The sequence below is a fragment of the Streptomyces sp. NPDC054813 genome (assembly GCF_053611365.1).
On sequence record NZ_JBSHAF010000001.1, the window covers coordinates 531,793 to 547,469 of the forward strand.

At 75.4% G+C, this 15,677-nt stretch carries 9 protein-coding genes; 2 read left to right on the forward strand and 7 right to left on the reverse strand.

Features of this window, described 5'->3' with window-relative positions; all coding sequences use genetic code 11:
* The 5 genes from ACWGJB_RS02310 to ACWGJB_RS02330 form a co-directional block, all read right to left on the reverse strand.
* A partial coding sequence (locus ACWGJB_RS02310) for a nucleoside 2-deoxyribosyltransferase domain-containing protein (protein ID WP_453378384.1) occupies positions 1-944 on the reverse strand: 944 nt, incomplete at its 3' end.
* Between the two features lie 67 nt (positions 945-1,011).
* Positions 1,012-4,389 carry an amino acid adenylation domain-containing protein gene (locus ACWGJB_RS02315; protein WP_453378385.1) on the reverse strand — a complete coding sequence of 1,126 codons (3,378 nt, stop codon included), beginning with the start codon at positions 4,387-4,389 and terminating at the stop codon, positions 1,012-1,014.
* Positions 4,386-7,757, reverse strand: a complete 3,372-nt coding sequence (locus ACWGJB_RS02320) for an AMP-binding protein (RefSeq protein WP_453378386.1) — start codon at positions 7,755-7,757, stop codon at positions 4,386-4,388. The genes ACWGJB_RS02315 and ACWGJB_RS02320 overlap by 4 nt, the downstream gene beginning before the upstream one ends.
* 13 nt (positions 7,758-7,770) lie before the next feature.
* On the reverse strand, positions 7,771-9,162 hold the full coding sequence (locus tag ACWGJB_RS02325; RefSeq protein WP_453378387.1) for an MFS transporter: 1,392 nt from the start codon (positions 9,160-9,162) through the stop codon (positions 7,771-7,773).
* A 115-nt stretch (positions 9,163-9,277) separates the two neighbouring features.
* Positions 9,278-10,987 (reverse strand): carbamoyltransferase family protein, encoded by a 1,710-nt coding sequence (locus ACWGJB_RS02330; RefSeq protein ID WP_453378388.1) that lies wholly within the window; start codon positions 10,985-10,987, stop codon positions 9,278-9,280.
* A gap of 267 nt (positions 10,988-11,254) precedes the next feature.
* Here ACWGJB_RS02330 and ACWGJB_RS02335 point away from each other — a divergent pair, with 267 nt between their 5' ends.
* Both ACWGJB_RS02335 and ACWGJB_RS02340 read left to right on the forward strand, forming a co-directional pair.
* A complete protein-coding gene (locus tag ACWGJB_RS02335) occupies positions 11,255-12,130 on the forward strand; it encodes a GNAT family N-acetyltransferase (protein WP_453378389.1) in 876 nt (291 codons plus the stop codon).
* 12 nt (positions 12,131-12,142) lie between these two features.
* Entirely contained in the window at positions 12,143-13,849 is a 1,707-nt protein-coding gene (locus ACWGJB_RS02340) for a CocE/NonD family hydrolase (RefSeq protein ID WP_453378390.1), read from the forward strand.
* Here ACWGJB_RS02340 and ACWGJB_RS02345 read toward each other — a convergent pair.
* Positions 13,834-14,886 (reverse strand): glycosyltransferase, encoded by a 1,053-nt coding sequence (locus ACWGJB_RS02345; protein WP_453378391.1) that lies wholly within the window; start codon positions 14,884-14,886, stop codon positions 13,834-13,836. The two genes, ACWGJB_RS02340 and ACWGJB_RS02345, sit on opposite strands and share 16 nt — an antisense overlap.
* Positions 14,883-15,644 carry a class I SAM-dependent DNA methyltransferase gene (locus ACWGJB_RS02350; protein WP_453378392.1) on the reverse strand — a complete coding sequence of 254 codons (762 nt, stop codon included), beginning with the start codon at positions 15,642-15,644 and terminating at the stop codon, positions 14,883-14,885. Before ACWGJB_RS02350 ends, ACWGJB_RS02345 begins: the two co-directional genes overlap by 4 nt.
* Positions 15,645-15,677: the final 33 nt, after the last annotated feature.

The following is a 15,677-nucleotide window of genomic DNA, read 5'->3' on the forward strand; positions in this document are numbered from 1 at the left end:
GGGGCGCGGGGGCCGCGCCGCCGCCCCCCCGCGCGCGGGGCGCCCAGCGCGTGGGGTGGGGGGTGTGTGTGGGCGCCCGCCGCCCGCGCCCCCCCCGGGGGGGGGGGCGGCCCCGCCGCGGCGAGACGGGGGTCGGCGAGGGCCGTGAGGTCGGCGGCGGGGAAACCGGCGCCGCGCAGCATCACGTCCCGCCACACGCCCCAGCCGGTCGTGCCGAGCGGGGCCAGGTGCGCGGGCGGGGTCTCTCCGGCCCGCGACGCCAGCTCGGTGCGCTCCTGTCCGGTGGCGGCCGAGCGCAGCCGGGCCTCGAACACCCAGTGCGTGACCGGGTTGCCCCGGCTCCACAGCAGGCGCCCGCCGACGAGGGTGTCGCCGCGCCCGGCCAGTTCGCCGTGCCAGCGGCGGAAGTCCGGCGACCGCCACAGGGCGAGCGGGACGTGCCGGTCGGCGCCCTCTCGGCGGTCACCGGGGCCGGCCAGCGCGAGGGCTGCCGTGACCGCGCCGGGCAGGTCGTGGGCGACCGGGACGCCGAGTGTCTCCGCGAAGTGCAGCAGGTACTCGTTGCGCTGGGCGTCGGGCGGGGAGCCGAGCACCGCGCGCCCGCAGTCGTGCCAGGCGCCCCACTTCACGTTGGTGACCAGGCCGGGCAGGGTGGCGAGGTCACGCGGGACGTAGAAGAGGATGGCGTCGGCCGCGTGCATCGCCTCCTCCTCCCAGGCGACCTGCCGCGGGTACGGGGGTTCGGGCTGCCCGTCGGGTGCCTCGGGCAGGAACACGGCCAGGCGGCCGTCGCCGGTCCATCGTTCGCGCAACAGGCGTTCGGCGCGTGGGCGCCAGGACTCCAGTGCGGGGTCCCGGGGCGTGGGGCCGCACAGGTAGAGGGAGACGGACCAGTGCTCGGGCCAGGGCTCACCGGCGTGGATCACGGTGATGTCGTGGGACACGGGAGGTTCCTCTCGGGTCGGGGGGAGGGAGCCCGGGCGGCGCGGTGCGGGGCGCCGCCCGGGCCGGTCAGCCGTGGCCGCCGGGGCGGGGCGTGGCCTGGTCGGCGAGCGCGCGCAGGTCGGGCAGGTCGAAGACGTCCTCGACCTCCAGGTGGAAGCCCTCGGCCCGGGTGAGAGCGGTCAACCGGAGCGCGGTGAGGGAGTTGCCGCCCAGATCGAAGAAGTTCTCCTCCGGAGCGACCGGCCGGTGAAAGATCTTCTCGGCCGCGGCGAGCACCGCGCTGAGCGCCGGGTCCCGCCGCCCGTCCGCCACGTCGAAGGGCGGCTCCCCGGCACCGGTCTCCCCGCCGGGCACTCCGCTGACCGGGCCACCGCCGGACACGCCGACGAGGGCGTCGCCGTCGGGGCAGCCGGCCCGCAAGCCACCGTCGGGCGCGCCGGCACGGGCGTCCTCTTCGGATCCCCCGGCACGCGAGCCGCCGCCGGACGCCCCGCCGTTGGAGGCGTCGCCGGGAGTGCGGGCGGGGGTCGCGGCCGCCCCGCACGTGGCCTGTACGGCCTGTCGGTCCGTCTTGCCGCTGGTCAGTCGGGGGAGGCCGGGCAGGACGACGAGTTCGGCGGGCAGCATCGCTTCGGGGAGTTCGGCCACGAGCAGCCGTCGTACCGCCGCCGGGTCGAAGGACGCGGGGTCGGCCACCGTGACGGCGGCGGCCAGCCGTACCGTCTCGGGATCGCCCGCGTCCAGCACCACGGCGACGGCCTCGCGGATCCCCGTCCCCGGCAGGCTGAGCAACCGCTGTTCCAGTTCGCCCGGTTCGACGCGGTGGCCGCGGATCTTCACCTGGTCGTCGGCGCGCCCCCGGAAGTACAGGCGCCCGTCCGGGCCCGAGCACACCAGGTCCCCGGTCCGGTAGGCACGCGCCCCGCCGGCCGACGGTACGGCGGTGAACCGCTCCCGGGTGGTCTCGGGACGGTTCAGATAGCCGGACGCCACCGAGTCGCCGATGACGAGGAGTTCACCGAGGACGCCCTCGGGCACGTCGTCTCCGTGCGCGTCCGTCACCAGCACCCCGCTGTTGGGCAGCGGCCGGCCGAGCGGCACGTCGTTCCCCTCGTCGCCGCGGACCACGTGGTAGGTCGCCCAGACCGTGGCCTCGGTGGGGCCGTACATGTTCACGAACACGGTGTCCGGGTAGGCCGTGCGCAGCCGTTCCAGGAGCGCGCCGGGCAGCCGTTCACCGCCCAGCAGCCAGTAGCGCGGGGCGATGTCCCACCGTCCCAGCGGGTGGCCCAGCTCCCGTGCGGTGAGCAGCTGGCCGGCCCGGGAGGGGGTGCACTGGCGGTGCTCGAACGGCAGCCGGTCGGCGGGCGCCTCACGGGTCTCGGGCGAGCGCAGCTGGACGTGCCTGCCGTGGGTCAGCGGCCAGAACATCTCCACGAACGAGATGTCGAAGGACGGCGAGGTCTCGGCCAGCCAGTCCCCCTCCGCGGCGCCCGGCAGGGCCAGGGTCATCGCCCGCAGGAACCCGGCCAGGTTGTGCTGGGTGACCACCACTCCCTTGGGGCGGCCGGTGGTGCCCGAGGTGTACATCACGTAGGCGGGTTCGTCCGGATCGGGGCGGCCGCCGGGGAGCGCCGCGCTCCCGGCCGGATCCGGGGGCAGGGCGTCGGTCGTGACGACGTCCGGGGCGGGCGTCCCGGCGAGGAAGGGGGCGGCGGCGGTGCCGGCGGCGCACACCGTCACCGCGGCGCCGGAGTCGGCGAGCACGAAGCGGTTGCGTTCCGCCGGGCCCCGGGGGTCCACCGGTACGTAGCACAGGCCCTCCTGCCAGACCGCCAGCGCCGTGGCCGCCTGCCAGGAGTCGTGGCCGCAGGCGACCGCGACCCGCGAGCCGCGCGGCAGCCCCCGGGAACGGAGCGCGGCACGCATCCGGCGCACGGCGGACGACAGTTCGGCATACGTCCAGGTGCGTCCGGCGTCGCTGAGCGCCGGGGCGTCCGGGGTGTGCTCCGCCGCCCGCTCGACGAGTTCGACGACGGAGGGCGCCGGTGCGCCGGCGGTCGGCGGACGGCCGCCGAGGTGCCGCCGCACCTCGGCGGCGCTGTCGGCGTCCAGCAGGGCGAACTCCCCGACCCGCCGGTCCGGTTCGGCGGGCAGCTCGGTCAGCGCCCTTACGACGGCCGCCGCGAGCTGGGATGCGGGCGGCCAGGGGACGAGCCCGCTGCGCCAGTCGAAGAGGATCAGCCCGTCCTCGGGGCCGAGCACCACCTCCACGTTCAGCGGGGCGCCGGGTTCCGCCGTCCGCCGGGCGGCGGTGCCGCGCTCGTCGGTCCCGGGCGGCAGGGAGCCGTCGCGGAAGGCGAGCACCAGGTCGGCGTAGGCGCGGGCGCCCGGCCGCCCGGGCCGGGTGGCGCCGCCGGCCGCGGCGAGGTCACCGACGGCGGCGAACTTGCGCCCGTGCAGAGCCAGTGACTCGGCGCGGACCCGGTCGACGAGTTCGCGGAAGGTGTCCGTCGCGGCGCAGAGGATCCTGGTGGGCACGACGTTGAGGTAGAGGCCGATGGCGTCGAAGCCGACGGCCCGCAGGTCGCGGAGCGTCATCGGCACGCCGACGACGGGGGTCCGGTCCGGCGCCAGCCGGTGCAGTGCGGCCAGCACGGCGGCGTGCGCCACGGAGACGGCGGAGGCACGGGCCCGCCGGGCGGCCAGCCGCAGCGCCGCGACCGTCTCCGGGGCCAGCCGCACGGCGTGGTGGGCACGCGCCGACGGATCCGCGGCGGGGCGGCTCAGCAGGGCACTCGACGGTTCGGCGACGGACGGCCGCGACGGAAGCGACAGCCTGGTCCCCTCGGCACCGGGCGGCGGGGAGACTTCTTCCGCAAGCGGGGGAAGCGGCCGCCGGGACGCCGCCAGGAGCGCCTCCTGGGCCCGCCGGTAGCGGTCACCGTCGTCCTCGTGGACGGCGTCGGGGTGGGTCAGGAAATACCGCAGGGCGCGGCCGAGCAGCAGCACGGAGTGCTCGTCGACGAGCGCGTGGTGCACGCGCAGCGCGAGCACCGGGCCGTTCCCGCACAGGTCGAGACGGGCCGTCAGCAGCACGGGCCCGAACGGCGCGAGGCCGTCCGCGTCCGGGTCGTCCTCGCCCAGGGTGACCCGGGTGGTCGCCTCGGGCAGGTCGTCGTACCCGCGCAGTTCCTGGAGGAGCAGGTCGGGGGTGTCGTGGAAGCGGACGCGCAGGGCCGTCGCCGAGCGCAGCAGGGCGGTCCAGGCCCGCTGCGCCTCGGCCGGGCTCACCACACCGTCCGCTCCCCCGTCGCCGTCCAGCGGGATCCGGACGGGCAGGGTGCCGACCCGGTGCCGCTCGGACAGGAGCGAGGCGATCAGCTGGGCCGCCTGGTGCGGTGTCGCCTCCAGCGTCGGCGCCGGTTGCGGGGCGGAGTTCATCGGGTCTCCTCACCGGCCGCCGTGCCGCCGAGCACGGAGCCGATCAGTCGGTGGGCGAGGTCCAGACGCTCCCGCCGGGACAGCGGGACGAGCGCGGGCCACAGCAGTTCGAGGGCGGCGCTCCCGTCCCCGACGTGCTCCGCCCTGGCGGAATCGGCCGTTACGGCGGGCGCGGGTGCCGTCGACGCGGACACGGGTGCCGTCGACGCGGGCGCGGTGGGCACGGCTGCCGTCGGCGCGGGTTTGGCCACCGCGGGCGCCGCGGGCGCCGCGGGCGCCGTCGACCCGGACACGGACGGCTCGGACACGGACAGCTCGGACACGGCGTTCGCCGTGGGCCGCCCCCGCTCCGCGAGTTCCGTCAGTCGGCGCTGGTCGACCTTGCCGCTGGAGTTGTACGGCAGGGTGTCCGGGTGGTGGATCGTCAGATGGCGCAGCTGCGCGGGCAGGGCCGCGCGGATCGCCTCGTCCGTCGCGTCGGCGGCGGTGCCCGCGGCGAGGGTGACGAACAGGTGCAGCCGGGGACCGGCGGCCGAGCCCACGGTCAGCGCCACGGCCTGCTCGACACCGGGCCGGCGCAGCGCTACGGCCTCGATCTCGCCGAGTTCGAAGCGCACCCCGGCCAGCTTGAACTGCCGGTCCCGGCGCCCCGAGTAGTGCAGCCGGCCACCGCTGTCGAGGTGGACGACGTCGCCGGTGCGGTACACGACCGCGCCGTCCTCGGCGTAGGGGTCGGCGACGAAGCGGGCCGCGGTCTGGCGGGGCGCGCCCGCGTAGCCGGTGGCCACCCCGTCGCCGCCGACCCATAGTTCGCCCTGCTCGCCGGGGACGGCGAGGGCGCCGTCGGCGGTGACCACGCGTGCGTAGCCGTAGGGCAGCGGGCGGCCGATCGGGGGCAGTGCGGCGCCGCCGGGGTCGACCCAGCCGGCCGTGGCGACCACGGTCGTCTCGGTCGGGCCGTACATGTTCAGCACCTCGAACGGCACGTCCTCGGGGAGGCCGTGCAGCCGGTCGCCGCCGGTGGAGATGCGGTCCAGCCGGCTGCCCGCCGGCTTCGGCACCCGGGCGAGGAGTTCGGCGATCGGCGTGGAGACGAAGGCGTACTCGACGCCCGCCTCGTCGAACCAGCCCGCGAGGCGCTGCGGGTCGGCGCGGAGTCCGGTCGGCGCGAACCGGATCCGGGCACCGGCGTACAGGCCGGACCACACCTCGAAGGCGGAGGCGTCGAAGGCGGCGTTGGCGAGCTGTCCGACGACGGTGTCCGGGCTGATCCGCAGTTCGCGCACCGCCCACGCGGCGAGCCGGTCCAGGGCCGGCCGGGGCACCATGACCCCCTTGGGCTCACCGGTGCTTCCGGAGGTGAACATGACGTAGGCGGGGGCGGCGCTGTCACCGTCGGGCGCGGTCCCCGGGGCGGCGGGGCCGGCGTCCCACTCGGCGGCCAGGCCGGTCCAGTCCAGCAGGCGCGGCGCGCCCTCGGGCCCGTCGAGGGCGGCGGCAAGGTCGTCGGGGACGCCGGGCAGGCGGACGACGGTGGTGCAGCGGGCCTGGGCGACCATGGAGGCCAGCCGTTCGGCGGGCTGCCCCGCCTCCAGGGGCACATAGGTGCCGCCGGCGTGCAGCACCGTGTAGGCGCAGGCGAAGAAGTCGGGCGAGGCCGTCCCCAGGATCCCGACCACCCCGCCCGGCCGGCCCGGCAGCCGCCTGGCCGCCTCGCCCCAGGCCACCAGCCGTCCGTACGTCACCTGCCGGGCGCCGTCGTCGAGGGCCACCGCCTCCGGCTCGGCCGCGGCCCGTGCGGTCACCTGCGCCACGAGCGCGGTGGCCGGCGCGGACCGCGGCTCGGGCAGCAGCTGGACCCAGGTGCGCAGCCATTCCAGCGTCCCCGTCCACAGCGCCCACAGGTCGTCCTGGCCGACCGCGCCGTCCTGGGCCTCCATCAGGAGCTCGACGCGGGTGTCCTCGCCGGTCCCGGAGGTGACGGCGACGACGTTCACGGGGAACTTGGCCGCCCCGTTGAACACGCCGAGCTGCACGCGCGCGGTGGCGCCGGCCAGCTCGACCTCGCGCTCGACCTGCTGGTGCATGCTGAACGCGGCGCGCACCACGGCGCCGTCACCGCGTCCGTCGGTGCCGCCGACGGCCTGGACGACGTCGGAGAGGGGTACGGCGGAGCGGTCCATCGCCTCGCGCAGGGCGCCCCGGGTGCGGCGCAGGGTGGCCTCGGGCAGTTCCCCGGGCCGCCGTTCGACGACCACGGGGACGGTGGAGACGAACATCCCCACGGTGTCCTCGTGGCCGGGCGGCCGGTTCTCCACGGCACTGCCGAGGACCGCGGCGCCGACACCCTCGTACTGGGTGAGCGCCTGCGAGAACGCGGTGAACAGCGCGGTGAACAAGGACACCGACGCCCGCCGGGCGCCCTCCCTGACCTCGCGCAGCAGGGCGGGGGGCACGGGCAGCCGCAGGAAGGTGTCCCGGCCCGTCGGCGGGGTCCCGGCGTCCAGGACGCGGCCGGCGGCCTTCGCGGCCCGTTCGGCGACCTCGCGGACCTCGGCGGGATCGGCGGGGGTCTGGGCGGCGGCGTAGGCGAAGTAGCGCGGATCCGGATCCGGTTCGGCGCTGTCGTCGTCGAGGCTGCCGAGCAGGGCGACGAAGGACTTGCCGTCGTGGATGAGGTGGTGCTCGGTGTGCACGAGCACGGCGCGGCCGTCCGGCAGACGTACCAGCACCCAGCGCAGCAGCGGTCCGGTCGTCAGGTCGAAGGGGCGGTCGGCGCCGCTGAGACGGACGAGTTCCTCCGGGGAGGCGGTCGGCTCGGGCAGGTCCACGACGGTCAGGTCGACCTCGGCGTCGGTGACGTCGGCGGCGGGCACCGCCTGCCAGGGCTCGCCGTCGTCGAACAACAGCCGGGTGCGCAGCACCGGGTGACGGTGCAGCAGCCGGCGGAGCTGGGCGCGCAGGGCGGCGGGGCGAGGCGCCTCGGTGAAGTGGAACAGGGCGTGGAAGACGTAGCGGGAGGAGTCCGGGTCGAGGAGGGACTGGTACCAGATCACGCGCTGCTGCCAGGTCAGGGGCGCGCGATCGGCCGGCGCGGGGTCCGCGGCGCGGTCGGCCGGGTCGGTGCGGGGGCGGGCGGCGAGGTCGTCCAGGAGCCGCCGCACGCTGGCGGCGTTGAGCAGTTCGTGGGCGCCGAGGGCCAGTCCGTGGGTGCGGCGCATCCGCACGGTGACCTGCGCGGCGTCCAGGGAACTGCCGCCCAGGGCCGCGAACGGGACGTCGAGCGGCTCCCCCGGGGCGAGACCGAGGGCCTGCCGGACGTCGTCGGCCAGACTCTCCACGACGGCGGTGGCCGTGTTCGTTGTCATGCGTCGCTCTCCTTCATGGGTGTCGTTCGACGGCATCGACCCGCGCGGGACGCGGGTCCGGGGTACCGGCGGGAGATCCGGACCGGTCGGGCCTCGGCGCCGGTGGGTCGGACCGGTCGGGGACCGGGGGTGGGGCGTCGGTGGTCGGGGCGGGACCCCGGGGCGGGTTGCCGGTGGTCGGGGCAGGGTCGTCCGTGAGTCCGGGATCCGGGGCGTGGTGCGCGGCGGCCGGCCGCACGCCGAGGCGGAGGGCCGCCAGGGCCACGGGTACGGCGGTGAGGGCGACCAGCACGGCGGCGGAGGCCCAGCGGGACGCGACGCCGAGGAGCAGGAAGACGGCGAGGGCGACGGCCTGGGTGCCGAGGCCGGCGATCGAGGTGACCGTCGCCCGGGCCGGGCCTGAGATGGCGTGCTGGAGCCGGGCGTCGGCGACGATCTGGGCCAGCCGCAGCACCCAGTAGAACGCGGCGATGCCGAGGAACCCGGCCGGCCGCCCGGTGAGCGCTCCGGCGGCCAGGGCCGCGCCGCCCGCGCCGAGCAGGACCGCCAGCAGGCGGTCGCCGGCGCCGGCCATGCGCCCGCCCGCGAAGCCGCCCGCCGCCATCGCCGCCCAGGGCAGCAGCAGGAGAAGCGGCACGGCGGCCGCGGGCGTGCCGGCCTCGCGGGCCAGCACCGGGAGGTACTCGTCCACCACGCCGAGGCCGGTCAGGACCGCGACGAGCAGCACGGCGGAGCGCACCCGCGGGGCGCCGCGGACCTCGGCCAGTCCGGCGCGCAGCACGGCCAGATAGCCCCGCGAATCCGGCGCCGGTCCGGCGGACACGCCGGGGGTGCGGGCCGGGCGGCCGAGGGCGAGGGCGGTGGGGACGGCCAGCAGGGTGAGCAGTACGGACACCCAGCCGGCGGCCGGGTAGCCGCCGAGCAGGACCAGCGGGGTGGCGGCCAGGGAGCTGGCCGCCACCGAGCACGCCTGGACGGCGGCCACCCGGCTGCTGACGTGTGCGTACCGGTCGGCCCTGCCCTCGGCGGCGAGTCCGTCGTAGAGCAGGGACTGGAGCGTCCCGGAGGTGAGGGCGGTGCCCGCACCCCACAGGACGAACCCCGCCGCGAACGAACCGAGCGAGGGCAGCGCGGTCCACAGGGCGAACCCGGTGCACTGGGCGAGGGCCGCGCCGGCCAGGACGCGATGGCGGGGGAAGCGGTCGGCCAGGGCCCCGGAGGGGACCTCGCAGACGAAGGTGGTCACCGTCCACACCGCGAAGAGAACCGACAGTTCTCCCGTGGAGACCCCGTGCGAGGTCATCAGCAGGGCGTAGACGGCGTACAGCGGGAGGAGTTCGGTCAGGCAGGTGTACAGGTACACCGGGCCGACGCGGAAGGAGCCGGGGGGCGGCAGCTGGGGCATGCGGACCTAATAAGGCATGGAAGGACGCTAGCACGGAGGCGTCGGGCGGGCGGGGCGGTCGGCGGACCCGGCGGCGGACCGGCCGGAGTCGGCCGGTGCGACGGACCGGGCGGACTCAACCGGTGCGACGGACGAGGAACGGTCCGAGCGCGAGGGCGTCGAGCGGGCTGCGGGCGAAGGTGGCGAGCGCGTCGGCGGGGGTCCACACGACCGGCTCGTCACGGCCGTTGAAGGACGTGTTGAGCACCACCGCGTGTCCGGTGTGCTCGGCGACGCGCCCCAGCAGCCGGTGGTAGAGCGGGTCGTCCTCGGCGGTGACCGTCTGCGGGCGGGTGGTGCCGTCGACGTGGATCACGGCGGGCATCGCGGCCCGCCCGGCCTCCGGCACGGGGGTGGTGACGATCATGTACGGCAGCGGGGTGCTGTCGCCGAGCAGGGTGGCGGCCTCCTCCAGGCGCATGCTGGGTGCGAACGGCCGCCACCACTCACGGTCCTTGACGGTGAGGTTGATGCGGTCGCGCTTGGCCACCGGGAAGGGCGCGGTCACGATGGAGCGGTGGCCCAGTGCCCGCGGGCCGCCCTCGCCGCGCCCCTGGTGCCAGCCGACGACCTCGCCGCGGCCGAGCAGTCCGGCGACCGTGTCGGCGATGTCGTCGGGCTCGGTGTGCCGGACGCCCTGCTTGTGCAGCACCCGGCGCACGGCGTCGGCGTCCCACTGCTCGCCCCAGGCGAGGGTGCCGGTCATCGGCGCGACGGTCTCGCCGTGCTGGGCGGCGACCCAGCCGGCCGCGCCGAGGCTGACGCCCTGGTCGCCGGCGAGGGGCTGCACGAACAGGTCGCGCACCTCGGGCAGTCGGGCCAGCTTGCCGTTGAGGGTCGCGTTGAAGCCGACGCCGCCGGCCACCAGCAGGGTGTCCTGGCCGGTCTCGCGCAGCAGCCGGCGGGCCATCGCGACGACCGAGTGCTCCAGGGCCTCCTGGGCGGTGGCGGCGAGGTCCCGGTACTCGTAGGGGTCGCGTTCGGTGCGACGGACGTAGCGGCCGCGCTCACGGTCGTAGTGGCGGCCGGTGCGGTTGGGCGGCAGCGCGCTGGTCTTCTCCAGGTGGGCGAGCCAGAGCCGCAGGGTGTCGGTCTCCTCGTCGGTGCTGCCGGCGGAGAGCAGGGAGCGCGGTACCGGCCCGACGGCGTACCCGTCGTCCAGGAAGGTCAGTCCGCCGCCGAAGGTCAGGTCGCCGGGGGTGCCGTAGGGGGCGAGGCCCATGGTCTTGCCGGCGGCGTCGGCGCCGAGTCCGGCGTACTGGCAGACGGCGGCGTAGAAGTAGCCGAGCGACCAGCCGGGCGGGACGGACTCCAGCACCTTCAGCTCGCCGTCGACGGCCGAGGCGAGGGTGGCGCTCTCGCACTCGCCCTGCCCGTCGAGGACCAGGACGGCGCCGTCCGGGCGCCCGGAGAAGTAGTAGGCGCTGGCCGCGTGGGCGGTGTGGTGCGGGACGAAGACCAGCTCGGGGTCGCAGCCGCGCGGGAACAGCTCGCGCGGGAGGAGGAAGTCCAGCGCGGTGGCGGTGTCGGGGAACCAGTCCAGTCCCCGCCGGGTCAGCAGCGAGGGCATGTCCCAGCCGTGTGCGACGACGTCGATGTCCTCCAGGGCGAGGCCGCCCTCCGCCAGGCAGAACGCGGCGGCGTGCAGGGGTGCCTCGCCGTAGCCGTGCTTGTGCCGGGTGAAGCGTTCCTCCTCGGCGAACGCCACCACCTTCCCGTCGACCAGGAGGCAGGCGGACCCGTCGTGGCTGGCGCCGGGCCAGCCATTCACACCGAGAATTCGCATGACAAGTCATTCCCTTCGAACGGCCCGTGGGCCCGGTAATTGACGGACGACGACCGGTGCGCTAGAAATTAGCAGCGATACCGCGCCGAAGAAATAGGCGCCGGCCTCTTTCCTTCTCCGAGACCGCACCGAGCGGAAACCCGCCGGTCAGCCCGGTCTGCGCTCTGCACTTTCCCGTTTTTCTGCATACCTCGAAAACCGCTGGACACTTCCGATTTCCATGCGCGAGAAACCAGAAGAAAGGGCACTGTCGTGCTTCGTTTGATCATGCATCCGGAAAGCACAGCCGACGTTCCCGACGAGGCGGACGTCCCGGCCGAGGACTTCCACCAGAGCGCCGGACGCTTCCGGCTGCTGGTGGGGCGCGGCGATCCGGTCCGGCTGCTGCGGGTGGGCGGTCCCGGCGGGCGGTGGGCCACGGCGCTGCTGGAGGACACCGGCCGGGACGGCTGGTTCCTGTGGAAGGGACCGGCCGGCACCCCGCGCCCGGAACTGCTGTCCGCCCTGCTCAGCGGCGTGTCCCAGCTGGGTCCCGCCACCTTGGTGCTGCTCCCCGAGTGGGACTTCCCCGAGGTGCTGGAGGCCGCCGGCTACCGGCCCGCCCCGCCCTACGCCACCGGCCTGGTGCCCACCTACGGCGGCGCCGAGGCGATCCTCGCCCGGATGCGTCCGAGCACCCGCAGCCGGGTGCGCCGCGCGCTGCGCAGCGGTCTCGAATTCGCCGCCGACCCCGGCCGGATAGACGAGTTCTACGACTTCTACGCACCGGCGATGATCCGGGCAGATTCACCCGACCTCGCCCCCCTGGATCTGCTGCGCGATCTGCTGGCACACCCGTCGGTCCACCTTTTCACCGCGCTTTCCGAGGGGCGGGTGGCGGCCGGATCCATATGTTTCGAGAACCGGAGTTCGCTGGAGGCACGGTTTGTGGCGACGCATCCGGACCACCGCGTCGACGGCTCGATGAACTACGTGCATTTCGAGACCATCGAATGGGCGGCGGACCGGGGTCTGGCGCATTTCGATCTGAGCGGCATATCCACCGGCGAGGTGGACGGCAAGACGGCGGGGATCAACCGGTTCAAGCTCGGGTTCGGCTGCTCGGTCCTGCACTACCCCACCTACGTCCGCCCGGCCGGCTGAGGGAGAAAGCCCGTGCGACTCGTGATCGACCGGGACGTGCCCGTCCCGATGCGTGACGGTGTGGTGCTGCGGGCGGACGTGTACCGCCCGGACACCGCCCGCCCGCTGCCCGCCCTCCTCCAGCGGACCCCGTACGACAAGGGGTCCTCGGCGGGGGGCCGTTCGCTGAACTGGATGCGCCTGGTCGAGGCCGGCTACTGCCTGGTGGTGCAGGACGTGCGCGGCCGGTACGCGTCCGGCGGTGTCTTCCGGCCGTTCGCCGACGACGCGTCCGACGGCCGGGACACCGTCGAGTGGGCCGCCCGCCAGGCCTGGTGCGACGGCGCCGTGGGCATGCTCGGGCGGTCCTACGAGGGCGCCGCCCAGTGGCACGCGGCAGCCGCCGGGCCACCCGCGCTGCGGGCGATCGCCCCGCATGTCGCCGCCGCCGACCCGTACGACGGCTGGACGTACCTGGGCGGCGCCTTCCAGCTCGGGTTCTGTCTGCACTGGGTGCTGGGCGACCTGCTGCACGGCCAGGTCGGCCGGGCCGGCGGCACGGACGCGGACGTCCGCGCGGTCGAGCGGGCCCTGGACGGCATGGACGAGCTGTACCGGGCGCCCTGGCGTGCGCTGCCCCTGCTGGACCGGCTCGCGCCCTACTACCGTGAGTGGCTGGAGCACCTGGATGCCGACGCCCACTGGCGCGGGCTCACCGCCGCCCCGGACCGGCGTCGGCCCCCGGCGCTGGTCGTCGGCGGCTGGTACGACATCTTCCTGCCGGGCACCCTGCGCGGTCCGTCGCCCCGGCCCGGGGACCGGCTGGTGATCGGCCCGTGGTCGCACTGCGTGACCGGGGGTGTCTTCCCCGAGCGCCGCTTCGGACTGGCCGCCGACGAGTCGGAGTTCGACATGACAGGCGCTCACCTCGCTTTCTTCGACCACCACTTGAAGAACGGCGACGGTGACGCGGGCCCGGCGGTACAGGTGTTCGCCGGTGGGGTGGACCGCTGGGTCCGCCCCGCCGGGCCGCCCGGCGCGGACGGCACGCCGCTCGCGCTGCACCTCGGCAGCGAGGGGGACGCCCGCACCCGGCACGGCACGGGCGTACTGCGGCCCGAACCGCCCCGGGACGGCGGCGCGGACACGTACCGGTACGACCCGCGCGACCCCGTCCCGACCGCCGGCGGGGCGACCTGCATGACGGGCATGCTCGTCGGCGCCGACTGCGGCCCGCTGGACCAGCGCGCCGTGGAGGACCGCCCCGACGTGCTCTGCTACACCGGTGCGCGGCTCGACGCGCCCCTGGTGGTCTCCGGGGAGGTCGTCGCGGAGCTGTACGTCTCCTCGTCCGCGCCCGACACGGACTTCACCGCCAAGCTGGTCGACGTGCACCCGGACGGCCGCGCGGAGATCCTCTGCGACGGTGTCGTCCGGGTCGGGCACCGGGCCCGGCGGGACGGAGTGCGTCCGCCGGCCCCGGACACGGTCCACGCCCTGCCGGTGTCGGCCGGGACCGTCGTGCATGTCTTCCGGCCCGGGCACCGGGTCCGGCTGGAGGTCTCCAGCAGCAACTTCCCGCGTTTCGACGTCAATCCGAACACCGGCGGCACCCCGCTGACCCTGGCGGACGCCCCGGTCGTCACCGCGGTCAACCGGGTCCACCACGGGCCCGGCCGGCCCTCGCGGCTGCTGCTCCCGGTCTCCGCCGGTCTGCCGGACGCTCACGACGCCGCCTGAGGCGACGGCTCGGGCCTGGTCCCGCCGTCGCGGTGGAGCACGGAGAGGTCCCTGAGCGGGACGATCCGCCGCCCGGCCCGCAGGTGCGCCCGGCGCAGCCGCTCGCGCTGGGCGGCCGTCAGCTCGGTGCAGTGCTGCGGGATCGCGCGCAGCATCCGGGCCCGGGCGGCGGTGGCCGGGTACCGCGGCCGTACCCGGTAGGGGTCGCGCAGCAGGTGGTACAGGGTGCCGGTGTGGAACGCCGCCTTGAGCAGGGCGTAGTAGGCGGCGGCCCCGGCCCCCTTGTGCCGGGCGCAGCCGACCAGGGTGCGGGACGCCTCGTACAGGCGCCACAGGACGGGGACGGCGGGCGTGGTGAAGACGCCGGTCTCCTGGGCGATGCCCTCGCCGACGCCGTAGCGGAAGTAGCTGCGCATGTTCTGCAGGCCGACCTGGGCGTCGTGGAAGATGCGGGCCTCGGGGACGTGGCGGACGGGAATGCCGGCCAGTTGCAGCCGGAAGTCGAACTCACGGTCCTCGCACCAGTGGATCAGGCCGTCGAAGTGGTAGCCGCCGATGTGCTCGACGATCGCCCGGTCGTAGATGAGCGGCGGGGACAGGGCGCTGACGTACTCGCCCTCGTCGTACTCCCGGACCCGGGCGGTGAGTCGGCTCATCAGGCTGCCGGACTCGCCGTACACGACCTGCCCCTTGACCACGGGGTCGGCGGCGACGGCGGTGGCCATCATGCGGACCACGCCGGACGCGAAGGTGCAGTCCGAGTCCATCAGCAGCAGATAGCGTCCGCGCGCCGCCTCGGCGCCGGCGTTGTAGGCGGCGCCGAGGTTGCCCGCGTCGGGGATCTCGGTGACGGTCAGCGGCCTCGGGTGCTCGCGCAGCAGGCGGCGGATCTCGTCGGTGGCGCCGTTGAGGGCCAGCACGATCTCCACGTCCTCGTCGACCGAGTCGATGCACTCCAGGATCCGTACGTCGTCGCGGAGCGCGATGATCACGCTGGTGGAGGCGAGCACCTCGTCGGGGCCGGACGTGGCGGTCATGCCCGCTCCCCGGTGTCCGGGGCGCCCTGCGGCCCCTCCTTGCGCAGCACGTAGACGTGCGTGGTGTGGCCGGGGGTGAAGCCGTCGCCGTCGATGTCGCGGACCCTGACGGTGCGCAGGCCGGCCACCCGGCCGAGTTCCTCCATGGTGAACGGGTCGACGACGTACTGCACATGGGTCTCGCGCCACAGCAGGCCGTCCGCCCCGTACAGGGAGAGCACCGAGCGGCTGCGGGCCAGCACCGGGTCCCAGCGGTGGGTGCGGTGCAGCCGCACGCCGTCGCGGGTCTCCTCGTGCTCCAGGTCGCGCCAGTCCTCCTGGAGGACCTTGCGGGAGGAGTAGTCGAAGACCAGGTGGCCGCCGGGGCGGAGTGCGGCGGCCGCGTGGCCCAGGCAGTCGGCGAGGTCGGCGGCCGTCAGGTAGTTGAGGGCGTCGAACCCGCAGACCACGAAGTCGAAGGAGTCGGGCTCGGCGGTGAAGCGCGCCATGTCGCCGACGATGCGCAGCTCGGGCGGGATGCCGCCGTGCTCCAGCATGGCCGCCGAGCGGTCCAGCGAGGCGACCTCGCCCTGCGGGACCAGGTCGGCGAGCACACGGCTGCCCATGCCGGTGCCGGCGCCGAGGTCGAGGATGCGGACCGGGCCAGGGGCGGCCAGCTTGGCCAGTTCGGCCCCGATGCCCAGGCGCCAGGTGTCCTCGGCCATGGCGCCCTCGAACAACTCGTAGGTGTCGGACCAGTGTTCGTACGCTGTGGTCATCGGCGTTCCTTGTCAGTGGGTGTCGGCGGGTGT